This window comes from Streptomyces sp. NPDC050842 (assembly GCF_044456565.1).
Lineage (GTDB): Bacteria > Actinomycetota > Actinomycetes > Streptomycetales > Streptomycetaceae > Streptomyces.
The window spans coordinates 196708-219136 of record NZ_JBITGA010000012.1 but is presented as its reverse complement, the minus strand read 5'-3'; the positions used below and the strand labels follow the sequence as shown (position 1 = coordinate 219136).

Here is a 22429-nt window from a genome sequence, read left to right as displayed (position 1 = left end):
TTACGTGCTTACTGCGCCGGGCCCTCGATGGCCTCGGACGTCAGCAGACCCGCGTTGATCTCCCGCAGGGCGATCGAGAGCGGCTTCTCGTGGACGTGGGTGTCGACGAGCGGACCCACGTACTCCAGCAGGCCCTCGCCGAGCTGGGAGTAGTACGCGTTGATCTGACGCGCGCGCTTGGCCGCGTAGATCACGAGGCTGTACTTCGAGTCGGTTGCCTCGAGCAGCTCGTCGATCGGCGGGTTGATAATGCCCTCGGGCGCAGTCATCGAAGAGGACACGCTCTACCTTCCGAAGATGGAAAAAAGATCAGACAGACACTGTGGGTTCTGGGGGCCTGTGGCGTCAGCCACTGATGTCCGGGTCCCCAGAAGACAGCAGCATCAACGTTAGCAGCTCGCGGGCGACGTCCTCGACTGAGGTATTGACGAGCGTGGTGTCGAACTCCGATTCGGCGGCCAGCTCGACCTTCGCGGCCGCCAGCCGGCGCTCGATGACCTCGGGCGACTCGGTGCCGCGGCCGGTGAGCCGGCGGACCAGCTCGTCCCAGCTCGGCGGGGCCAGGAAGACCAGCTGGGACTCGGGCATCGAGTCCTTGACCTGACGGGCGCCCTGGAGGTCGATCTCGAGGAGTACGGGCTCTCCCGAGTCGAGGCGGTCGAGCACCGCGCCACGCGGGGTGCCGTAGCGGTTGCCCGCGAACTCGGCCCATTCGAGGAGTTCACCATTGGCGATCAGCTTGTCGAACTCGTCGTCCGTGACGAAGAAATAGTGGACGCCGTGCTTCTCGCCGGGGCGGGGCTTCCGTGTCGTGGCCGACACCGAGAGCCAGACCTCGGGGTGGACCTTGCGCATATGAGCGACGACCGTGCTCTTGCCGACCCCTGAGGGGCCGGAGAGCACGGTCAGCCGCGGACGTACCTCTGCTGCCATGCAGCGATTATTCCAGCTTTACCGGTGTGCCCGGGACGCGTGTCCCGGATCAGGCGCCGGTGCTGCCGAACTCGCGCTCCAGGGAGGCGATCTGGTTGGAGCCGAGACCACGGACTCGGCGGCTCTCGGAGATGCCGAGGCGCTCCATGATCTGCTTGGCGCGGACCTTGCCCACGCCGGGCAGGGACTCGAGCAGAGCGGAGACCTTCATCTTGCCGATGACGTCGTTCTCCTGCCCGGTCTTGATGACCTCGTGGAGCGAGGCGCCGGAGTGCTTGAGTCGATTCTTGACCTCGGCCCGCTCCCGGCGAGCCGCGGCGGCCTTTTCGAGCGCGGCTGCGCGCTGTTCAGGGGTAAGGGGCGGAAGAGCCACGCCTACGTCACCTCGGATGTCGATCTGTCGGATACGGACCGGTGAGGAACCCAGCGCCCCACACCAGTGGAGCAACGTCCGACGGCGTGGCCGTTGAACGCCTGCTCTGCCCCGGAGACTAGCGGCCGAGGCCGCTCCAGTCAGCGAGAACAGCGGAAAAGTCCTGGTCAGCATCGACCGACCAGGACTTTTCCGGCATAACGACCCGGTTTTGAGCCAAGTTTTCGTCAAGTGGCGAGACGGCTGGTGAGACGGTTCCTCTCGCCGGACCGATTCACGGCCGGCTCACGGCCGATTCACGGCCGATCCTGTGGGCCGATCCGCTCCGACCTGCGGATTGACCGCGAGCCCGGCGGAAACGCGCTCACGCGTCGACGGCCGCGCGGATCTCGTCCGCGTACCGGTCCGCCGAGGCCCGCAGGGCGGACACGTCCGGACCGTGACGGAGAACACCCCGACTGACGTTCGGGACGACGTTGCGGACGGCCGCGCCGAAGACGGCGGGGAGGTCGGCCGGGGTCGCGCCCTGGGCCCCGATGCCGGGCGCGAGGAGCGGGCCGTTGATGTCCAGGTCGAACGAGGACAGGTCGCCGAGCGTGGCGCCGACGACCGCGCCGAAGGAGCCCATGGGGGTCTCCCCCGCGTTCTCCTCGGCGAGGTGCGCCAGCATGGTCGCGCCGATGGTGCGCCCGTCCTCGCGGACGGCCCGCTGGACCTCCGAGCCCTCCGGGTTCGAGGTGAGCGCCAGGACGAAGAGACCGGCGCCGGACTCCCGGGCCAGGTCCACGGCCGGCTTCAGGGAGCCGTAGCCGAGGTACGGGGAGACGGTGAGCGCGTCGGAGAAGAGCGGCGAGTCCTTGTGCAGGAACGCCTCCGCGTACGCGGCCATCGTGGAACCGATGTCGCCGCGCTTGGCGTCCATGACGACCAGGCCGCCCGCGGCGCGCACGTCGGCGACGGCGCGCTCCAGGACGGCGATGCCCCGCGAGCCGAAGCGCTCGAAGAAGGCGGCCTGCGGCTTGAAGACGGCGACGGTGCCGGCGAGCGCCTCGACGACCGTGAAGGTGAAGCGCTCCAGACCGGCGATGTCGTCGGTCAGGCCCCAGGAGTCGAGCAGGGCGGCGTGCGGGTCGATGCCGACGCAGAGCGGGCCGCGCTCGTCCATGGCGGAGCGCAGGCGGGTGCCGAATGTCAGGGGCCGCCCGACGGGCGTCGATGAGGGGCGGTGGTCGGGCGACGGGAGGGCGGTCACTTGGCGGCCTTTCGGGAGTCGGCGCCGACGGCTTCGGCGAGGGTGGCGTACGGAGAGGCGGCGAGGCGCGCGGCGAGGCCCTTGTGGATCGCGCGGGCGTAGAACGGGCCCTCGTAGATGAAGGCGCTGTAGCCCTGGATCAGGGTGGCTCCGGCGAGGATGCGCTGCCAGGCGTCCTCGGCGTTCTCGATGCCGCCGACGCCCACCAGGACGAGCCGGTCCCCCACGCGCGCGTGGAGGCGGCGCAGGACGGCCAGGGAGCGCTCCTTGACGGGCGCGCCGGACAGGCCGCCGGTCTCCTCGACCAGGGCCGGGTCGGACGTCAGTCCGAGGCCCTCGCGGGCAATGGTGGTGTTGGTGGCGATGATGCCGTCGAGGCCGAGCTCCAGGGCGAGGTCGGCGACCGCGTCGACGTCCTCGTCGGCGAGGTCGGGGGCGATCTTGACGAGGAGGGGGACCCGGCGGTCGGTGACCGCGCGGTCCGCCGCTTCCCGTACCGCCGTGAGCAGCGGGCGCAGCGACTCGGTGGCCTGGAGGTTGCGCAGCCCGGGGGTGTTCGGCGAGGAGACGTTCACGACGAGGTAGTCGGCGTGCGCGGCGAGGCGCTCGGTGGACTTCACGTAGTCGGCGGCGGCCTCGGCCTCCGGGACGACCTTGGTCTTGCCGATGTTGACGCCCACGACGGTCTTGAACACCGGCACGCGCGCGTGGAGGCGGTCGGCGACGGCGGCGGAGCCCTCGTTGTTGAAGCCCATGCGGTTGATCAGGGCGCGGTCCGGGACCAGCCGGAAGAGGCGCTTCTTGGGGTTGCCGGGCTGGGCCTCGCCGGTGACCGTGCCGATCTCGACGTGGTCGAAGCCGAGCATCGCCATGCCGTCGATGGCGACGGCGTTCTTGTCGAATCCGGCGGCGAGACCGAAGGGGCCGTGCATGCGGAGGCCGAGGGCCTCGGTGCGCAGCTCCTTGTACCGGGGCGCCAGGACGGCGGCGACGAAGGTCCGGAGAACGGGGACGCGCGCGGCGAGGCGGATCCAGCGGAAGGCCAGGTGGTGGGCCTCCTCGGGGTCCATGCGCTTGAAGACCAGGTGGAAGAAGAACTTGTACATGCGGGAGATCCAGGTGTGCTCATGAAGAGGGGGACACCGCGGTGTTTCCGGTGTCCCCCTGCTTCGTACGGGCTGCTAGTCGCGGGCCGCGGTCAGATGCTCCGCGTGTTCCTGGAGCGAGCGGACGCCGACGTCGCCGTGGTTGAGCGCGTCGATGCCCTGGACGGCCGCGGCGAGCGCCTGGACCGTGGTGAGGCACGGGACGCCGCGCGCCACCGCGGCCGTACGGATCTCGTAGCCGTCGAGGCGGCCGCCGGTGCCGTACGGGGTGTTGACGATCAGGTCGACCTGGCCGTCGTGGATCAGCTGGACGACGGTCTTCTCGCCGTTCGGGCCCTCGCCCTCGCTGAGCTTGCGCACGATCGTGGCATTGATGCCGTTGCGCTTGAGGACCTCGGCGGTGCCGGAGGTGGCGAGCAGTTCGAAGCCGTGGGCGACGAGCTCGCGCGCCGGGAAGATCATCGAGCGCTTGTCGCGGTTGGCGACGGAGATGAACGCGCGGCCCTTGGTGGGCAGCGGGCCGTAGGCACCGGCCTGCGACTTGGCGTACGCCGTGCCGAAGACCGCGTCGATGCCCATGACCTCGCCGGTGGAGCGCATCTCCGGGCCGAGGACGGTGTCGACGCCGCGGCCGTGGATGTCGCGGAAGCGCGACCACGGCATGACGGCCTCCTTGACGGAGATCGGCGCGTCGATCGGCAGGGTGCCGCCGTCGCCGTTCTTCGGCAGCAGGCCCTCTTCGCGCAGCTCGGCGATGGTGGCGCCCAGCGAGATGCGGGCGGCGGCCTTCGCGAGCGGGACGGCGGTCGCCTTCGAGGTGAAGGGGACGGTCCGGGAGGCGCGGGGGTTCGCCTCCAGGACGTAGAGGATGTCGCCGGCCATGGCGAACTGGATGTTGATCAGGCCGCGGACGCCGACGCCCTTGGCGATCGCCTCGGTGGAGATGCGCAGGCGCTTGATGTCGAAGCCGCCGAGGGTGATCGGGGGCAGGGCGCAGGCCGAGTCGCCGGAGTGGATGCCGGCTTCCTCGATGTGCTCCATGACGCCGCCGAGGTAGAGCTCCTCGCCGTCGTAGAGCGCGTCGACGTCGATCTCGATGGCGTCGTCGAGGAAGCGGTCGACCAGGACCGGCCGGGTGGGGCTGATCTCGGTGGACTCGGCGATGTACGACTCGAGGCGGGTCTCGTCGTACACGATCTCCATGCCGCGGCCGCCGAGCACGTACGACGGGCGTACGAGGACGGGGTAGCCGATCTCGTCGGCGATGGCCTTGGCGCCGGCGAAGGTGGTCGCGGTGCCGTGCTTCGGGGCGGGGAGGCCGGCCTCGGCGAGGACCCGGCCGAAGGCGCCGCGGTCCTCTGCGGCGTGGATGGCCTCCGGCGGGGTGCCGACGACCGGCACGCCGTTGTCCTTGAGCGCCTGCGACAGACCCAGCGGGGTCTGGCCGCCGAGCTGGACGACGACACCGGCGACGGGTCCCGCGAGGGTCTCGGCGTGGACGATCTCCAGCACGTCCTCGAGCGTCAGCGGCTCGAAGTACAGGCGGTCGGAGGTGTCGTAGTCCGTCGAGACGGTCTCCGGGTTGCAGTTGACCATCACGGTCTCGTAGCCGGCGTCGCTGAGCGCGAAGGAGGCGTGGACGCAGGAGTAGTCGAACTCGATGCCCTGGCCGATGCGGTTCGGGCCGGAGCCCAGGATGATCACGGCGGGCTTGGTGCGCGGCGCGACCTCGCTCTCCTCGTCGTACGAGGAGTAGAAGTACGGGGTCTTGGCGGCGAACTCGGCGGCGCAGGTGTCGACCGTCTTGTAGACCGGGCGGACGCCGAGCGCGTGCCGGACCTCGCGGACGACGTCCTCGCGCAGGCCGCGGATCTCGGCGATCTGGGCGTCGGAGAAGCCGTGGCGCTTGGCCTCGGCGAGGATCTCGGGGTCGAGCTTCTCGGCGGCGGTCAGCTCGTCGGCGATCTCCTTGATCAGGAAGAGCTGGTCGACGAACCACGGGTCGATCTTCGTGGCGTCGAAGACCTCCTGCGGGGTGGCGCCGGCGCGGATGGCCTGCATCACGGTGTTGATGCGGCCGTCGGTCGGGCGGACCGACGCGCTCAGGAGCTCGTCCTTGTCGCCGGGCTCGCCGACGAAGGTGAACTGCGAGCCCTTCTTCTCCAGGGAGCGCAGCGCCTTCTGGAGCGCCTCGGTGAAGTTGCGGCCGATCGCCATGGCCTCGCCGACCGACTTCATGGTCGTGGTCAGCGTGGAGTCGGCGGAGGGGAACTTCTCGAAGGCGAAGCGCGGGGCCTTGACGACGACGTAGTCGAGCGAGGGCTCGAAGGACGCCGGGGTCTTCTCCGTGATGTCGTTCGGGATCTCGTCCAGCGTGTAGCCGACTGCGAGGCGGGCCGCGATCTTGGCGATCGGGAAGCCGGTCGCCTTGGAGGCGAGCGCCGAGGAGCGGGAGACGCGCGGGTTCATCTCGATGACGATGATCCGGCCGTCGACCGGGTCGATCGCGAACTGGATGTTGCAGCCGCCGGTGTCGACGCCGACCTCGCGGATGATCGCGATGCCGATGTCGCGCAGCCGCTGGTACTCGCGGTCGGTGAGCGTCATCGCCGGGGCGACGGTGATCGAGTCACCGGTGTGGACGCCCATCGGGTCGAAGTTCTCGATGGAGCAGACCACCACGACGTTGTCGTTCTTGTCGCGCATCAGCTCCAGCTCGTACTCCTTCCAGCCGAGGATGGACTCCTCCAGGAGCACCTCGGTGGTCGGGGAGAGCGTGAGGCCCTGGCCGGCGATGCGGCGGAGCTCTTCCTCGTCGTGCGCGAAGCCGGAGCCGGCGCCGCCCATGGTGAAGGAGGGGCGGACGACGACGGGGTACCCGCCGAGCGTGTCGACGCCCTGGATCACGTCGTCCATGGTGTGGCAGATGACCGAGCGGGCGGACTCGCCGTAGCCGATCTTGGCCTTGACGGCCTCGACGACGCCCTTGAAGAGGTCGCGGTCCTCGCCCTTGTTGATGGCCTCGACGTTGGCGCCGATGAGCTCGACGCCGTACTTCTCCAGGACGCCCTGCTCGTGCATGGAGATCGCGGTGTTGAGCGCGGTCTGGCCGCCGAGGGTGGGCAGGAGGGCGTCGGGGCGCTCCTTGGCGATGATCTTCTCGACGAACTCGGGGGTGATCGGCTCGACGTACGTGGCGTCGGCGATCTCCGGGTCGGTCATGATCGTGGCCGGGTTGGAGTTGACCAGGATGACCCGCAGGCCCTCGGCCTTGAGGATGCGGCAGGCCTGGGTGCCGGAGTAGTCGAACTCGGCGGCCTGTCCGATGACGATCGGGCCGGAGCCGATGACCAGGACGGACTGGATATCGGTGCGCTTAGGCACGCTCGGCCTCCATGAGGGCTACGAAACGGTCGAAGAGGTACGCGGCGTCGTGCGGGCCCGCGGCCGCCTCGGGGTGGTACTGGACGGAGAAGGCAGGCTGGTCGAGCAGCCGGAGACCCTCCACGACCTGGTCGTTCAGGCACACGTGGGAGACCTCGGCGCGCCCGTAGGGCGTGTCGGAGACCTTGTCGAGGGGCGCGTCGACGGCGAAGCCGTGGTTGTGCGCGGTGACCTCGACCTTGCCCGTGGTGCGGTCCTGGACCGGCTGGTTGATGCCGCGGTGGCCGTACTTCAGCTTGTAGGTGCCGAAGCCGAGGGCGCGTCCGAGGATCTGGTTGCCGAAGCAGATGCCGAAGAGCGGGGTCTTGCGCTCCAGGACGGCGCGCATGACGGCGACGGGGCCGTCGGCGGTGGCCGGGTCGCCCGGGCCGTTGGAGAAGAAGACGCCGTCCGGGTTCACCGCGTAGATGTCCTCGGCGGTGGCGGTGGCGGGCAGCACGTGGACCTCGATGCCGCGCTCGGCCATCCGGTGCGGGGTCATGCCCTTGATGCCGAGGTCGACGGCCGCGACGGTGAACTTCTTCGTGCCGATCGCGGGGACGACGTACGTCTCCTTGGTGGCGACCTCGGCGGAGAGGTTCGCGCCCTTCATCTGGGGCTGCTCCTGGACCTTCGCGAGGAGGGCCTCGTCGCGGATGCCGGTCCAGGCGTCGCCGGAGAAGATGCCGACGCGCATGGCGCCGCGCTCGCGCAGGTGGCGGGTGAGGGCGCGGGTGTCGATGCCGGAGATGCCGACGACGCCCTGGCGCTCCAGCTCCTCGTCCAGCGAGCGCTGGGCGCGCCAGTTGGAGGAGACGCGGGCGGGGTCGCGGACGACGTAGCCGGAGACCCAGATGCGGCCGGACTCGGGGTCCTCGTCGTTGACGCCGGTGTTGCCGACGTGCGGGGCCGTCATGACGACGACCTGGCGGTGGTACGACGGGTCGGTGAGGGTCTCCTGGTAGCCGGTCATGCCGGTGGAGAACACGGCCTCGCCGAAGGTCTCCCCCACGGCCCCGTAGGCGCGGCCGCGGAAGATGCGGCCGTCCTCCAGGACGAGTACGGCGGGAGCCTTGGCGGCTCCCCTTGTGGAGGTCGTCATCGTGCGATGCCTTCCGTCGTGGTGTGGTTCATGGAGTTGAGGGCCTCGACCCAGGCGGTGTGCTCGGCCGCCCGGTCGGAGCGGAAGCCGGAGTCGAGCAGCTTCTCGCCGTGGGCCCAGGTGACGATCAGCAGGCCGCCCTCGGCGAGGACCTTGCCGGCGATGCCCTTGTCGAGGCGGGCCTCGCGCAGGGCGTCCGTCGGGATGAAGAAGTCGTTCGCCCCGGGGCGTACGACCGTGATTCCGGCGTCGGTGAGCGTGAGCTCGACGCGGCTGCGGGTGCCGAGGCCGTGGGCGACGATCCGGTCGAGCCACTGCCCGGCGGTCGTGGACCCGTGGTAGCGCCCGCTGAGAGTCAGTTTCGCCGCTCCGGGAGCCTCCGGCGCGGTGGGCGGTTCGGGCAGGTCCGACTGGAGGCTGCCGCGCCACTTCCAGCCCTGGCGCATCAGCCAGTAGACGAGGACGACGAAGAGCAGCAGTCCGGCGACCCAGCCGATCCGTCCGGCCCAGTCGGTCACTTCCGCCGACTTCTGATCCGCTGCCTCTGCGGCGATTGCGATGAGTGGTGTCACGCCAGCTTCCCGTCCACGACCGTTGCCCGGCCCCGCAGGATGGTGTGGGTGACGCGTCCCGGCAGCTCACGGCCCTCGTAGGGGGTGTTACGGCTGCGGGAGGCGAAGTCCGCGGGGTCCACGACACCACGGTAAGCCGGATCGACCAGCGTCAGGTTCGCGGGCTCACCAGCCGAGACGGGTCGTCCGTGGCCCTTGGCCTGTCCGATGCGGGCCGGGGCGAAGGACATGCGGTCGGCGACGCCGGCCCAGTCGAGGAGGCCGGTCTCGACCATCGTCTGCTGGACGACGGAGAGGGCGGTCTCCAGGCCGACCATGCCCATGGCGGCCGCGGCCCACTCGCAGTCCTTGTCCTCGTGCGGGTGCGGGGCGTGGTCGGTGGCGACGATGTCGATCGTGCCGTCGGCCAGCGCCTCGCGCAGCGCGAGGACGTCCTTCTCGGTGCGCAGCGGCGGGTTGACCTTGTAGACGGGGTTGTACGAGCGGACCAGCTCGTCCGTGAGGAGGAGGTGGTGCGGGGTGACCTCGGCGGTGACGTCGATGCCGCGGGACTTGGCCCAGCGGACGATCTCGACGGAGCCGGCGGTGGAGAGGTGGCAGATGTGGACGCGGGAGCCGACGTGCTCGGCGAGGAGGACGTCGCGCGCGATGATCGACTCCTCGGCGACGGCCGGCCAGCCGCCGAGACCGAGCTCGGCGGAGACGATGCCCTCGTTCATCTGGGCGCCCTCGGTGAGGCGGGGCTCCTGGGCGTGCTGGGCGACGACGCCGCCGAAGGCCTTCACGTACTCCAGGGCGCGGCGCATGATCACGGCGTCGTCGACGCACTTGCCGTCGTCGGAGAAGACGGTGACGCCGGCGGCGGAGTCGTGCATGGCGCCGAGCTCGGCGAGCTTCCTGCCCTCCAGGCCCACGGTGACGGCGCCGATGGGCTGGACGTCGCAGTAGCCGGACTCCTTGCCGAGCCGGTAGACCTGCTCGACGACACCGGCGGTGTCGGCGACCGGGTGGGTGTTGGCCATGGCGAAGACGGCGGTGTAGCCGCCGGAGGCGGCGGCGCGGGTGCCGGTGAGGACGGTCTCGGAGTCCTCGCGGCCGGGCTCGCGCAGGTGGGTGTGGAGGTCGACCAGGCCGGGCAGCAGGATCTGCCCCTCGGCCTCGATGACCGTCGCGCCCTCGGCCGACAGGCCCGTGCCGACCTCGGCGATGGTCTCGCCGTCGATCAGGACGTCCTGGGCCTCGCCGCCGAGCACCTGCGCACCACGGATAAGGATCTTGCTCATGATTACTTGCTCTCCTCGGTGCGGGTGGTGCTGGGGGCGGTGGCGGCGGAGTCGTTGCCGCCGAGCAGCAGGTAGAGGACGGCCATCCGGATCGAGACGCCGTTGGCGACCTGCTCGATCACCGTGCAGCGGTCGGAGTCGGCGACCTCGGCGGTGATCTCCATGCCGCGGACCATGGGTCCGGGGTGCATGACGATGGCGTGCTCGGGCATCTTCGCCATCCGGTCGCCGTCGAGCCCGTACCGGCGCGAGTACTCGCGCTCGGTGGGGAAGAAGGCGGCGTTCATCCGCTCTCGCTGCACACGCAGCATCATCACCGCGTCGGACTTCGGCAGCACCCTGTCGAGGTCGTACGAGATCTCGCAGGGCCAGGTCTCGACGCCGACGGGGACGAGGGTCGGCGGGGCCACCAGGGTGACCTCGGCGCCGAGGGTGTGCAGCAGGTCGACGTTGGAGCGGGCGACCCGGCTGTGCAGGATGTCGCCGACGATCGTGATGCGCCGGCCGGCCAGGTCCTTGCCGAGGCCCGCGTCACGGCCGACCAGCCGGCGGCGCATGGTGAAGGCGTCCAGGAGGGCCTGGGTGGGGTGCTGGTGGGTGCCGTCGCCGGCGTTGACGACGGGGGCGTCGATCCAGCCGGAGGTGGCGAGGCGGTACGGGGCGCCGGAGGCGCCGTGCCGGATGACGACCGCGTCGACGCCCATGGCCTCCAGGGTCTGCGCGGTGTCCTTGAGGGACTCGCCCTTGGAGACGCTGGAGCCCTTGGCCGCGAAGTTGATCACGTCGGCGGAGAGGCGCTTCTCGGCGGCCTCGAAGGAGATCCGGGTCCGGGTGGAGTCCTCGAAGAACAGGTTGCAGATGGTCCGGCCGCGCAGAGCGGGCAGCTTCTTGATGGGCCGGTCGGCCACCCGGGCCATCTCCTCGGCGGTGTCGAGGATCAGGACGGCGTCGTCGCGGGTGAGGTCGGCGGCCGAGATGAGGTGACGCATCATCGGGGTTTCTCTCCGTGGTGGGGAGGTGCGAGGGCATGCGGGGGCGCAGGGGTGTGCCCCTGCCCCGCGGGGAAGCCGGTCCGGCTAGGAGGAGGTCTTGGAACCGAGCAGGACGGTGTCGCGACCGTCTTCCTCGGCGAGCTGGACCTTGACCGTCTCCCGCAGCGACGTGGGGAGGTTCTTGCCGACGTAGTCGGCGCGGATCGGAAGTTCGCGGTGGCCGCGGTCGACGAGGACCGCGAGCTGGACGGCGCGCGGGCGGCCGATGTCGCCGAGGGCGTCGAGGGCGGCGCGGATGGTGCGGCCGGAGAAGAGCACGTCGTCGACGAGGACGACGAGGCGGCCGTCGATGCCGTCACCGGGGATGTCGGTGCGGCCGAGGGCGCGGGCCGGCTTCAGCCGCAGGTCGTCCCGGTACATCGTGATGTCGAGGGAACCGACCGGGATCTTGGCGCCGGTGATCGATTCGAGCTTCTCGGCCAGCCGACGGGCGAGGAAGACACCGCGGGTGGGGATACCGAGGAGAACCACGTCGTCCGCGCCCTTGGCGCGCTCGACGATCTCGTGGGCGATGCGGGTCAGGACCCGCGCGATGTCGGGGGCCTCGAGCACGGGCCGGGCGTCATCGCTGTACTGCTGAGTGTCCATGGGAAACGGACCTCCTTCTCCGCCTCACGGGACGGCTCTTAAAGGACGTCGGATTTGCGCGGCCCACACTACCAGGGGCAAGCGGTCGCGCCTCCGACGCCCCCGCCGCCACCCCGGGCGACGTCCCCCGGGAGGAGGCGGTACGGACCTTTCGGCTTGACGGGCAAGCGTAACGCTGCGTAACCTCACAGTGAGTTACCAGCCGCGCGGCGCAGCCGCATGTCGTCACAGCGTCCGGGAGCGTTATGTCCAGCGAATACGCAAAGCAGCTCGGGGCCAAACTCCGTGCCATCCGCACCCAGCAGGGTCTTTCCCTCCACGGGGTGGAGGAGAAGTCCCAGGGCCGCTGGAAGGCCGTGGTGGTCGGGTCGTACGAGCGTGGTGACCGCGCGGTGACCGTGCAGCGTCTCGCCGAGCTGGCCGACTTCTACGGGGTGCCGGTGCAGGAGCTCCTGCCGGGCACGACCCCGGGCGGGGCCGCCGAGCCGCCGCCGAAGCTGGTCCTGGACCTGGAGCGCCTCGCGCACGTCCCCCAGGAGAAGGCCGGCCCCCTCCAGCGCTACGCGGCGACGATCCAGTCGCAGCGCGGCGACTACAACGGCAAGGTGCTGTCGATCCGCCAGGACGACCTGCGCACCCTGGCCGTCATCTACGACCAGTCCCCCTCGGTCCTCACCGAGCAGCTGATCAGCTGGGGCGTCCTCGACGCGGACGCGCGCCGCGCCGTCGCCCACGAGGAGAACTGACCCTTCCGCTGCCCTTCCGAGGCAACAGCAGAAACGTACCGCCGGGCCCGTGGACGTCATCCGACGTCCACGGGCCCGGTGCTTTCTCCGGCCTGTACGGGCCGCTCAGGGCCTCCGGAGCACTCCGGCGCCCCGGAGTGCCCGGACACGTCGAAGGGGCCCGCAGCGTGAGCGCTGCGGGCCCCTTCGACGGCCGGTGACGGGCTACGGACTCAGACGTCCGCGTCCCGGCGGAGGCGCGGCTTCAAGTCCTTGAAGCGCGCCAGCAGGCCGTTGACGAAGTTCGGGGACTCGTCGGTGGAGAACTCCTTGGCGAGCTGGACCGCTTCGTCGATCGCGACCGCGTCCGGCGTCCCGTCCTCCCAGATCAGCTCGTACGCGCCGAGGCGCACGATGTTCCGGTCGGCGACCGGCATCCGGTCGAGGTCCCAGTCCACCGCGTAGGTGGCGATGAGCTCGTCGATGCGGTGGATGTGCGCCGCGTACCCCTCGACCAGCTGCATGGTGAAGTCGGTGACCGGCGGCTGACGGTCGTCCGACCGCGCGAGCCGGACCTGGTCCGCGAGGACCTCCTGGACGGAGGCGTCGCGCTGGTCGGCCTCGAAGAGGATCTGGAAGGCGCGCTTGCGGGCCTTGCTCCGAGCGGCCACGGTTAGTCGTTCACCCGGCCGAGGTAGTCGCTGGTGCGGGTGTCGACCTTGACCTTCTCACCGGTGGTGATGAAGAGCGGGACCTGGATCTCGTGACCGGTCACCAGCTTGGCGGGCTTGGTGCCGCCGGTGGAGCGGTCGCCCTGGACGCCCGGGTCGGTGTGCTCGATCGTCAGCACGACGGCGGCGGGGAGCTCGACGTAGAGCACCGAGCCCTCGTGCTGCGCGACCGAGGCGGTGAAGCCCTCGATGAGGAAGTTCGCGGCGTCGCCCACCGACTTGCGGTCGACGTGCAGCTGGTCGTAGGTCTCCATGTCCATGAAGACGAAGTAGTCGCCGTCCATGTAGGAGAACTGCATGTCGCGGCGGTCGATGGTGGCCGTCTCGACCTTCACACCGGCGTTGAAGGTCTTGTCGACGACCTTGCCGGACAGCACGTTCTTGAGCTTGGTGCGCACGAAGGCCGGGCCCTTGCCGGGCTTGACGTGCTGGAACTCGACGACGGACCAGAGCTGGCCGCCTTCGAGCTTGAGCACCATGCCGTTCTTGAGGTCGTTCGTGGAAGCCACGGTTGCGGAATCTCCTGGACTGACGTGGGACCGTGGAGGCGTACGCGCCTTACAGCGCGAGCAGCTCCTTGGTCGTGATGGTGAGTAGCTCGGGTCCGCCGTCCGCCTCCTGGCGTACGACGAGCGTGTCATCGATCCGGACCCCGCCCCGGCCCGGGAGGTGGACCCCCGGTTCGACGGTGACCGGCACACAAGCGTCCAGTTTACCCATGGCCGAGGGTGAGAGCTGCGGGTCCTCGTCGATTTCGAGCCCCACCCCGTGCCCGGTGAGCGGCACGGCGCCCTCCGCGTGGCCTCCGGCGTCCAGGATCTGGCGGGCCGCCCGGTCCACGTCGCGGTACTCGGCGCCCGGTGCGAGGGACTCGCGTCCGGCCCGCTGAGCGGCGAAGACGAGCTCGTACAGCTCGATCTGCCAGTCGGCGGGCGTCGTGCCGATGACGAAGGTGCGACCGATCTCGCACCGGTAGCCGCGGTAGTCGGCGCCGAGGCAGACGGAGAGGAAATCACCCTCCTCGACCCGGCGGTCGGTGGGCCGGTGCCTCCGGCGCCCGGAGTGCGGGCCGGTCGCCACCGATGTCGCGAAGGCCGCTCCGTCGGCGCCGTGGTCGACGAGCCGCCGCTCCAGTTCCAGGGCGAGGTGGCGCTCGGTCCGCCCCACCAGGATCGACTCCAGGAGTTCGCCGAGGGCCTGGTCGGCGATCTCGGCGGCGATCCGCAGGCAGGCGATCTCGTCCTCGTCCTTGACGATCCTGAGCTGTTCCACGGCGCAGGCGAGGTCGGCGAGGTGGAGTCCGGGCGCGACGGAACCCATCGCGCGGTGCCGGGCCACGGTCAGGTCGTGTTCCTCGACGGCGAGCGCGTCGGCGCCCGCCCGGCGGGCGAGGTCGACGGCGGCGACGGCCGGATCGCCCCCGCCGGCGGGCAGGACCTGTTGCCGGAGCAGCTCGTCGAGCCGTCCGTCGGCCGGCTCGCCGCCGGGCGTGACGGGGCAGAGCAGGACGTCCGCGGCCGGCTCGGGGCCGATGAGCAGGACGGCTCCCGCGGGCGAACCGCCCGCGAGATAGCGGACGTTGGCGGGGCGGGAGACCAGGGCCGCCGGGCTGCCCGCGGCCGCGCACCGATCGCGCAGCCGTACACGGCGGTCCGCATACACCTCTGACATGCTCCGAGCCTACGAGCAGCTCGGCGAGGTGGCCTGTTCTGCGCGGCCGACCGTGCGGGACCGGGTCCCCGTCACGGTCACCAGGAGGGCGGGCTGGCTATCGCGCGGGCGAGGACGTCGTCGAGGACGCGCGCGGTGGTCTCGACGTCGTACGTGGAGTTGTCGATGATCGGCAGGCCGGAGCCGTACCAGCCGGCCATCCGGCCGTGGATGGCGGCGACCTCCTCGTCCGAGAGGCGCCGGTTGCCGCTGCGCTCGGCGTTGCGCTCCAGGACGATCTCCAGGCCCGGCAGGAGCACGACGGGCAGCAGGCCGGGGCCGACGTGTCGCTTCCAGCCGCCGAGGCCGACGACGGGCCGGTCGGGGAAGACCGCGTCGTCGACGATGCAGGAGATGCCGTTGGCGAGGAAGTTGCGCGCGGCGAAGCCGCAGGTGCGGCGGGCGAGCCGGTACTGCGCCTCGGAGTGCTCGTTCCAGCCGGACTGCGGGTCGGCGAAGCCGGAGCAGACCCACTCGCGCACGTCGTCGAGGCTGATGTGCGCGGTGGGCACGCGGCGCCGCTTGGCCCAGTGGCGGGCGACGGTCGTCTTGCCCGCGCCCGCGGGGCCGATGAGCAGGACGGCGAGGGTCGCTCCGCCGGTCCCCCCGCCGTGCTCCACGAGCGGCGCGACGGGCGCGCCCACGGGAGGCAGCGGGACGTGGCCGGTGAGGTCCGCCCGGAGCGGCCCCTGGGCCGGGTGCTGCGGGGCAGCCGGATGCCGAGGGGACGCCGAGTGCTGCGGTACTGCTCCGGGGGCGCCCCAGCCCGGTCCGCCGGGGCCCGGGGCGGGCGGCGCGGAGTGCGGGGGCGGAGCGGGGTGCGGGGGCCGGGGGGCACCCGCCTGAAGGGCGGGGTGCACGCCGAGCCGGGACCCGGCGGACGGTGCGGGGTACGGGGCGCTCTGCGGGAGCGCGGGCGGAACGGGCGGGTGCACGCCCTGCGCGCCGCCCCCCGGCCCGGAGACGGGCCCTGCGACGGGTCCGGGACCCGATCCGGGAACCTGTCCCGAGGCCGGCCCTGGCGCGGCGCCTGCCACGGGTCCGGTGCCGGGCGCCTGGCCCGGCGACTGCTCGGGCGGTGGCAGCGGGCCCCCCACTGCGTGCTGCATCCGGTGCCACTCCGTCTCGTACGACTGACCGATGTATCAGGGACGCCGGAACGTTACCGTCCCTGCCCTCCACACGGGGAACGGCCGGGGGCGGCGCGTAGTGCCCTGCCCGCTCCCGGCCGTGTCCATTCCCGTGTCAGCCGGCCAGTTCCTCGGCCAGCGCCCGCAGGGCCAGCCGGTAGGAGCCGATCCCGAAGCCGGCCACCGTCCCGGTCGCCACGGCCGCGACGACCGAGGTGTGCCGGAACTCCTCGCGGGTGTACGGGTTCGAGATGTGCACCTCGATCAGCGGGGCCGTCCGCTGCGCGGCCGCGTCCCGCATCCCGTACGAGTAGTGCGTGAACGCCCCCGGATTGAGCACCACCGGGACCGAGCCGTCCGCCGCCTCGTGGAGCCAGCGGATCATCTCGCCCTCGTCGTTGGTCTCCCGGACCTCGACGTCGAAGCCGAGCTCCGCGCCGAGGGCCCGGCAGGACTCGACGAGCCCCTTGTACGAGGTGGCGCCGTAGATGTCGGGCTCGCGGGAACCGAGCCGCCCGAGGTTCGGGCCGTTCAGCACCAGCACGGGTCGGGGGTCGGTCACACCGCCACCTCGCCGTACGCCGCGAACAGCACGGCCGGGTCGGGCCCTTCCAGGACGGCCGGCTTGCCGAGCCCGTCGAGGACGATGAAGCGCAGCAGGTCGCCGCGGGACTTCTTGTCCACCTTCATCGTCTCCAGGAGCTTGGGCCACTGGTCGCCGCGGTACGTGAGCGGCAGGCCGACGGACTCCAGGACCGCGCGGTGCCGGTCGGCGGTGGCGTCGTCGAGCCGCCCGGCGAGCCGGCCGAGCTCGGCGGCGAAGACCATGCCGACGGAGACGGCGGCGCCGTGCCGCCACTGGTACCGCTCGTTCTTCTCGATGGCGTGGGCCAGCGTGTGGCCGTAGTTGAGGATCTCGCGGCGGCCGGACTCCTTGAGGTCACCGGAGACGACGTCGGCCTTGACCCGGATCGACCGCACGATCAGCTCGGCGGTGCGCGGCCCGGCGGGCGTACGGGCGGCCTCCGGGTCCTCCTCGACGAGGTCGAGGATCACGGGGTCGGCGATGAAGCCGGCCTTGATGATCTCGGCGAGCCCGCTGACGTAGTCGTTCACCGGCAGCGAGTCGAGCGCGGCGAGGTCGCAGATGACGCCCGCCGGCGGGTGGAAGGCGCCGACGAGGTTCTTGCCCTCGGCGGTGTTGATGCCCGTCTTGCCGCCGACGGCCGCGTCGACCATGGCCAGCACCGTGGTCGGGACGGCGATCCAGCGCACGCCCCGCAGCCAGGTCGCGGCCACGAAGCCCGCCAGGTCGGTGGTCGCGCCGCCGCCGACGCCGACGATGACGTCGGTCCGGGTGAAGCCGGTCTGGCCCAGCGCCTTCCAGCAGTAGGCGGCGACCTCGGCGGTCTTCGCCTCCTCCGCGTTCGGCACCTGGATGGCGACGGCCTCGAAGCCCTGGTCGGCGAGGTCCGCGCGGAGCGCCTCGCCGGTGCCGGCGAGCGCCTCCGGGTGGATCACGGCGACGCGCTTGGCCCGGCTGCCGATGAGGGCGGGGAGTTCGCCGAGCAGCTGCCGGCCGACCAGCACCTCGTACGGCTCCGTGCCCGCGCTGCCCGCGACCTGGATACGGGTCACTTCCTGGTCCGTCGTCATGCGTCCTTCTTCAGATCCAGTGCCGAGAGGACCGCGTCCGCGACCTCTTCGGGGGTGCGGTCGTCGGTGGTGACGACCACCCGTGCGACTTCGGTGTAGAGATGGCGGCGCGCCTCCATCAGCTCGCGCCACTGGCGGCGCGGGTTGACGGCGAGCAGCGGCCGCGCGGTGTTGAGGCCGACGCGGCGGACCGCCTCCTCGACGTCCATCGAGAGGTACGCGACGGGCAGTCCGGCGAGCAGGGCGCGGGTGTCGGCGTCGAGGATCGCGCCGCCGCCGAGGGCGAGGACGCCCTCGTGTGCGGTGACGGCCTCACGGACGGCGGCCCGCTCCAGGGCGCGGAAGTGCTCCTCGCCGTCCTCGACGAAGATGTCGGAGATCTCCCGGCCCTCGGCGGCGACGATGTCGGCGTCGGTGTCCCGGTAGGGCGCGCCGAGCCGTTCGGCCAGGAGCGCGCCCACCGTGGACTTGCCGGAGCCCATGGGTCCGACGAGGACGACCAGCGGTCCGGCGGTCACCGGATGTGCAGGTTGTCGAGGTACGACCGCACGTTGCGGCGGGTCTCCGGGACGCTGTCGCCGCCGAACTTCTCGACGACGGCGTCCGCGAGGACGAGCGCGACCATGGCCTCGGCGACGATGCCGGCGGCGGGGACGGCGCACACGTCGGAGCGCTGGTGGTGCGCGGCCGTGGCCTCGCCGGTGACGACGTCGATCGTGGCGAGGGCGCGCGGGACGGTCGCGATCGGCTTCATCGCGGCGCGGACGCGCAGCAGCTCACCGGTGGTCAGACCGCCCTCGGTGCCGCCGGAACGGCCGGAGGTGCGCTTGATGCCGTCCTCGGTGCGGACGATCTCGTCGTGGGCCTTCGAGCCGGGCACGCGGGCGAGCTCGAAGCCGTCGCCGACCTCGACGCCCTTGATGGCCTGGATGCCCATGAGGGCGGCGGCGAGCCGGGCGTCGAGGCGCCGGTCCCAGTGGACATGGGAGCCGAGCCCGACGGGCACACCGTACGCGAGCACCTCGACGACACCTCCGAGGGTGTCCCCGTCCTTGTGGGCCTGGTCGATCTCGGCGACCATCGCCTTCGACGCGTCGGCGTCGAGGCAGCGGACCGGGTCGGCGTCGAGCCGCTCGACGTCGGCGGGGGTCGGGTAGACGCCGTACGGGGCCTTGGCGGCCGCCAGTTCGACGACGTGCGAGACGATCTCGATGCCCGCGGTCTCCTTGATGAAGGAGCGGGCGATGGCGCCGAGGGCGACACGGGCGGCGGTCTCCCGGGCGCTGGCGCGCTCCAGGATCGGGCGGGCCTCGTCGAAGCCGTACTTCTGCATGCCGGCGAGGTCGGCGTGGCCGGGCCGGGGCCGGGTCAGGGGCGCGTTGCGGCCCGTCTCCTTCAGCTCGGCCGGGTCGACCGGGTCGGCCGACATGACCTTCTCCCACTTGGGCCACTCGGTGTTGCCGACCATGACGGCGATCGGGGAACCGAGAGAGAGCCCGTGGCGGACACCGCCGAGGAAGGTGATCTCGTCCTGCTCGAACTTCATCCGGGCGCCGCGCCCATAGCCGAGTCGCCGCCGCGCGAGGTGGTCCGCCACCAGCTCGGTGGTGACGGGGACGCCGGCGGGAAGACCCTCCAGCGTCGCGACCAGCGCGGGTCCGTGGGATTCCCCAGCGGTCAGCCAACGCAACCTGCTCAACGATGCTCCTCATGCTCGCGCCTGGGTACTGCGACGGCGCGGCCGGGTGCGCGGCCCGGGCCCGCCGTATCCGATCCTCCCACGTCCGGGCCGGTCGCCCGATCCCCGGTCCAGCTATCGGACGCGGGTCTCGACTTCCTGGACGGTTTCCACAGCCTCCGACGCGGTCTCCGGAGCGGTCTCAGAAACCTCCGGCCCGGCCTCCGAGGCAGAGGCGGAACGGTTCCGCAGCCAGGAGACGAAGCCGTACACCAGGGTCGCGCCGAACAGCGCGAGCACGGTGCACCGCGCCCACAGGGGCAGCGAGCTGAAGAACCCCACCCACAGGAAGCGCAGCACGTCGAAGCCCATGTCCCACTTGGACGCCAGTACCAGTTCCTCGCCCATATCCCCCGTACCCCCCTGCTCGCCGACCGATCCGGCGCAGACGAGCCTACCTGGCGGCCAGCGCCCGCTCCCCCGCCGCACGCATCGCCGCGAGCGGGGCGGGCGTGCGGCCCGTCATCTGCTCGACCTGGAGGACGGCCTGGTGGACGAGGAGGTCGAGGCCGCCGACCACCTTGCCGCCGCGCTCGGCCCAGGCCGCGGCGAGCGCGGTCGGCCAGGGGTCGTACAGGACGTCGAAGAGCGTGCCGACCGCGTCCGGGACGGCGGTGGCGAGGGCGTTCGTGGTGCCGGCCGGGGTGGTCGCGATGACCAGCGGCGCGGCGAAGCCCTCGGCCGCGCGCTCCCAGTCGGCGGTACGGACGTCCACGCCGAGCCGCTCGCCCCAGCCGCGCATCTCCTCGGCGCGCGCCTCGCTGCGGACGTACGCGGTGACGGGACCCGCGCAGACCCGGGCGAGCGCGGCCAGCGCGGAGGAGGCGGTGGCGCCGGCGCCGAGGATCGCCGCCGACTCCACCTTCTCTACCCCCCGCTCACGCAGGGCGGCGATCATGCCGGGGATGTCGGTGTTGTCGCCGACCCGGCGGCCGTCCTCACGGAAGACGACCGTGTTGACGGCCTCCACGGACGCGGCCGTGTCGCTGATCTCGTCGAGCAGCGGGATGATCGCCCGCTTGAGCGGCATGGTCAGCGAGAGACCCGCCCAAGCGTCGTCCAGCTCGCCGACGAAGCCGGGCAGTCCGGCCTCGTCGACCTCGAACCGGTCGTACGACCAGTCGTCGAGGTCCAGCTCGGCGTATGCCGCCCGGTGCAGGACCGGGGAGAGCGAGTGGGCGATCGGCGAACCGAGGACGGCCGCGCGGTGCTGCTTGCTCACTGGCCCTGTTCCCGTTCCTTCTCGTACTCCGCGACGTTCTGGTTGTGCTCCTTGAGGGTCACGGAGAAGACGGTCTTGTTCTCGTTGATCGACACGAAGTAGTACCACGGCCCGTCGGCCGGGGTCATCGCCGAGTTCAGCGCCTCGATGCCGGGATTGCTGATGGGGCCGGGAATGAGGCCCTTCACGTCGAACGCGTATGTGTTGTACGGGTCCTTGATCTTGCGCATCTTCTCGACCGAGCCGACGTCGAGGGTGGTCGTGCCCCTGAGGTAGTTCACCGTCGAGTCGAACTCCAGGCGGCCCACGGTCTCCACGTTGTTCGGCTTGAGCCGGTTGTAGACGACCCGTGCGACCTTGTCGAAGTCGTGCTTGTACTTGCCTTCGACCTGCACGAGGCTCGCGACCGTCAGCAGCTCCCACGGCCCTTCCAGGCCGTGCTCCTGCGCCTTCGCCTCCAGGTCGAGCTTCGTGTACTCCGCGTTCGCGCGGGACACCATCTTGCGGAGCACCTCCTCGGGCTTGGCCGTCTTGGAGACCGGGTAGCTGGCCGGGAAGAGGAAGCCCTCCAGGGGGTCCTTGACGTCCTTGTGGTTCTTGGCCCAGTCGGGCAGCCCGAGGGAGTCCGCCTTCGCGCGGGCGATGCCCTTGGTGGTGCCCGCCTCGAGGTCGAGGCGCTTGTCGAGCTGGTCGTACACCCAGGTGTTGCGCTTGCCCTCGGGGATGACGAAGTTGGCCTGGCTCGCCGGGTTGAGCATGAGGGCGACCGCGCTCTCGGCCGACATCTCCTTCTTCAGCGTGTAGACGCCCGCCTGGATCGAGAGACCCTTCGCGTTCCGCCCCTGCGCCGAGACGAAGGCGTCGACGCTCTTCACCACGCCGGCCTTCTTGAGGATGTTGCCGATCTGGTAACCGCCGGAGTCCTTCGGGATCTCGACCTGGACCTCGCCGGAGCCACTGCCCGCATAGTCCTCGGCCGCGCCGAACTCGCCCTGCCAGAACTGGTAGCCGAAGTAGCCGATGCCGCCGACGCCGCCCACCAGGACGGCCGCCACGACGAGGCAGGCCACGCCGTTCTTGCCCTTGCGTTTCTTCGACTTGCTCCGGCGTTCGCGGTCGCCGCCGCGGGAACCGCGTCCCGGCGCCGGCTCGTCGTCGTACTCGTCGTCGTCCGAGTCGTCGGCGCCGGTGAAGAAGGGGTGCTGCTCCTCCTCCGGCTCCGGACGCGCCTCTTCCTCCGGCGCCCAGTCGATCACCGGCTCCGGCGGGTTCTGCCGGTGGCCGGGAGGCTGGGGCGGCGGGTACGCCTCGGGCGTGCCGTAGAAGTCGGGGTTCTGGCCGCCGTACGGATCGGCCGGGGGCGCGCCGTACGCCATCGCCGCCTGGCCCGACTCCCAGCCGCCGTCGTACTGCTGTCCGAGGTCCCCGGGCGTGTCGTAACCGCCCGGGTACCCCGTCCCGTACTGCTGCTGCGGGTGCTGCTGGTACTGCTGCGGCGGGTGCTGCTGCATCTGCTGCTGGTACTGCGGATCCGCGTAGCCCTGGGACTGCTGCGGGTCCTGGTACTGCTGCCCTGGGTACTGCTGCTGCTCCTGGTACGGGGGCTGCTGCTGGTACTGCTGCTGATACGGGGCGTCCTCGTACCCCTGACCGCCGCCCTGGCCGTACTGGCTCGCCTGCTGCGGCTGCTGCGGCTGCTGGTACTGCTGCTGACCTTCCCACCCCTGGTCCCCGTACAACGGGTCCGTGGGGTGCCACGGTTCGGAGCCGGGGCCCCGTCCATACTCAGTCATCGATCCCCAAACAGCCGCGAGGCTTCCGGACGATCCGCCT

Annotated in this window: 23 protein-coding genes; 1 reads left to right on the top strand and 22 read right to left on the bottom strand. The window is 71.2% G+C overall.

Features of this window, described 5'->3' with window-relative positions; genetic code table 11:
* Nucleotides 1-8: 8 nt before the first annotated feature.
* From rpoZ to pyrR, 11 genes are all read right to left on the bottom strand, one after another.
* Complete coding sequence (rpoZ, locus tag ACIBG6_RS33820) at nt 9-281, bottom strand: DNA-directed RNA polymerase subunit omega (protein WP_017242218.1); 273 nt, start codon at nt 279-281, stop codon at nt 9-11.
* Between the two features lie 64 nt (nt 282-345).
* Nucleotides 346-933, bottom strand: a complete 588-nt coding sequence (gmk, locus tag ACIBG6_RS33815) for a guanylate kinase (RefSeq protein WP_399226522.1) — start codon at nt 931-933, stop codon at nt 346-348.
* Nucleotides 934-982: 49 nt separating this feature from the next.
* Nucleotides 983-1306: an integration host factor gene (locus tag ACIBG6_RS33810; protein ID WP_030204477.1), complete on the bottom strand. Its 324-nt coding sequence runs from the start codon at nt 1304-1306 to the stop codon at nt 983-985.
* A gap of 364 nt (nt 1307-1670) precedes the next feature.
* Nucleotides 1671-2501, bottom strand: a complete 831-nt coding sequence (gene pyrF / locus ACIBG6_RS33805) for an orotidine-5'-phosphate decarboxylase (protein ID WP_399226613.1) — start codon at nt 2499-2501, stop codon at nt 1671-1673.
* 53 nt (nt 2502-2554) lie between these two features.
* Complete coding sequence (locus ACIBG6_RS33800) at nt 2555-3664, bottom strand: quinone-dependent dihydroorotate dehydrogenase (RefSeq protein ID WP_399226521.1); 1110 nt, start codon at nt 3662-3664, stop codon at nt 2555-2557.
* A gap of 75 nt (nt 3665-3739) precedes the next feature.
* Nucleotides 3740-7048 carry a carbamoyl-phosphate synthase large subunit gene (gene carB / locus ACIBG6_RS33795; RefSeq protein ID WP_399226520.1) on the bottom strand — a complete coding sequence of 1103 codons (3309 nt, stop codon included), beginning with the start codon at nt 7046-7048 and terminating at the stop codon, nt 3740-3742.
* Nucleotides 7041-8189 carry a glutamine-hydrolyzing carbamoyl-phosphate synthase small subunit gene (gene carA, locus ACIBG6_RS33790; protein WP_399226519.1) on the bottom strand — a complete coding sequence of 383 codons (1149 nt, stop codon included), beginning with the start codon at nt 8187-8189 and terminating at the stop codon, nt 7041-7043. The genes carB and carA overlap by 8 nt, the downstream gene beginning before the upstream one ends.
* Entirely contained in the window at nt 8186-8761 is a 576-nt protein-coding gene (locus tag ACIBG6_RS33785) for a hypothetical protein (protein WP_399226518.1), read from the bottom strand. Before ACIBG6_RS33785 ends, carA begins: the two co-directional genes overlap by 4 nt.
* Entirely contained in the window at nt 8758-10044 is a 1287-nt protein-coding gene (locus ACIBG6_RS33780; RefSeq protein WP_399226517.1) for a dihydroorotase, read from the bottom strand. The genes ACIBG6_RS33785 and ACIBG6_RS33780 overlap by 4 nt, the downstream gene beginning before the upstream one ends.
* A gap of 2 nt (nt 10045-10046) precedes the next feature.
* Nucleotides 10047-11036 (bottom strand): aspartate carbamoyltransferase catalytic subunit, encoded by a 990-nt coding sequence (locus tag ACIBG6_RS33775; protein ID WP_317593777.1) that lies wholly within the window; start codon nt 11034-11036, stop codon nt 10047-10049.
* Nucleotides 11037-11120: 84 nt separating this feature from the next.
* The gene (gene pyrR / locus ACIBG6_RS33770; protein WP_399226516.1) at nt 11121-11684 is read right to left on the bottom strand and encodes a bifunctional pyr operon transcriptional regulator/uracil phosphoribosyltransferase PyrR; all 564 of its coding nucleotides are present in this window, start codon (nt 11682-11684) and stop codon (nt 11121-11123) included.
* 245 nt (nt 11685-11929) lie between these two features.
* On the opposite strand from pyrR, the gene bldD reads away from it, so the two are divergent.
* On the top strand, nt 11930-12430 hold the full coding sequence (bldD, locus tag ACIBG6_RS33765) for a transcriptional regulator BldD (RefSeq protein WP_015032294.1): 501 nt from the start codon (nt 11930-11932) through the stop codon (nt 12428-12430).
* A gap of 212 nt (nt 12431-12642) precedes the next feature.
* Here bldD and nusB read toward each other — a convergent pair whose 3' ends face one another.
* From nusB to mltG, 11 genes are all read right to left on the bottom strand, one after another.
* A complete protein-coding gene (gene nusB / locus ACIBG6_RS33760) occupies nt 12643-13080 on the bottom strand; it encodes a transcription antitermination factor NusB (protein ID WP_329624522.1) in 438 nt (145 codons plus the stop codon).
* Between the two features lie 2 nt (nt 13081-13082).
* Nucleotides 13083-13649 (bottom strand): elongation factor P, encoded by a 567-nt coding sequence (gene efp / locus ACIBG6_RS33755; protein ID WP_384150300.1) that lies wholly within the window; start codon nt 13647-13649, stop codon nt 13083-13085.
* 49 nt (nt 13650-13698) lie between these two features.
* Nucleotides 13699-14811 carry an aminopeptidase P family protein gene (locus tag ACIBG6_RS33750; RefSeq protein WP_399226515.1) on the bottom strand — a complete coding sequence of 371 codons (1113 nt, stop codon included), beginning with the start codon at nt 14809-14811 and terminating at the stop codon, nt 13699-13701.
* Nucleotides 14812-14888: 77 nt separating this feature from the next.
* Nucleotides 14889-15959, bottom strand: coding sequence for an AAA family ATPase (locus ACIBG6_RS33745; protein WP_399226514.1), 1071 nt, complete (start codon nt 15957-15959; stop codon nt 14889-14891).
* Nucleotides 15960-16095: 136 nt separating this feature from the next.
* A complete protein-coding gene (gene aroQ, locus ACIBG6_RS33740; RefSeq protein WP_317593782.1) occupies nt 16096-16542 on the bottom strand; it encodes a type II 3-dehydroquinate dehydratase in 447 nt (148 codons plus the stop codon).
* Nucleotides 16539-17636, bottom strand: a complete 1098-nt coding sequence (gene aroB, locus ACIBG6_RS33735; protein WP_399226513.1) for a 3-dehydroquinate synthase — start codon at nt 17634-17636, stop codon at nt 16539-16541. Before aroB ends, aroQ begins: the two co-directional genes overlap by 4 nt.
* Nucleotides 17633-18154, bottom strand: coding sequence for a shikimate kinase (locus ACIBG6_RS33730; protein ID WP_399226512.1), 522 nt, complete (start codon nt 18152-18154; stop codon nt 17633-17635). Before ACIBG6_RS33730 ends, aroB begins: the two co-directional genes overlap by 4 nt.
* A complete protein-coding gene (gene aroC / locus ACIBG6_RS33725) occupies nt 18151-19335 on the bottom strand; it encodes a chorismate synthase (protein WP_384150284.1) in 1185 nt (394 codons plus the stop codon). Before aroC ends, ACIBG6_RS33730 begins: the two co-directional genes overlap by 4 nt.
* A gap of 114 nt (nt 19336-19449) precedes the next feature.
* Nucleotides 19450-19722 (bottom strand): hypothetical protein, encoded by a 273-nt coding sequence (locus ACIBG6_RS33720; protein ID WP_399226510.1) that lies wholly within the window; start codon nt 19720-19722, stop codon nt 19450-19452.
* Between the two features lie 46 nt (nt 19723-19768).
* Nucleotides 19769-20596 carry a shikimate dehydrogenase gene (locus ACIBG6_RS33715; RefSeq protein ID WP_399226509.1) on the bottom strand — a complete coding sequence of 276 codons (828 nt, stop codon included), beginning with the start codon at nt 20594-20596 and terminating at the stop codon, nt 19769-19771.
* Nucleotides 20593-22389, bottom strand: coding sequence for an endolytic transglycosylase MltG (gene mltG / locus ACIBG6_RS33710; protein ID WP_399226508.1), 1797 nt, complete (start codon nt 22387-22389; stop codon nt 20593-20595). The genes ACIBG6_RS33715 and mltG overlap by 4 nt, the downstream gene beginning before the upstream one ends.
* Nucleotides 22390-22429 lie beyond the last annotated feature (40 nt).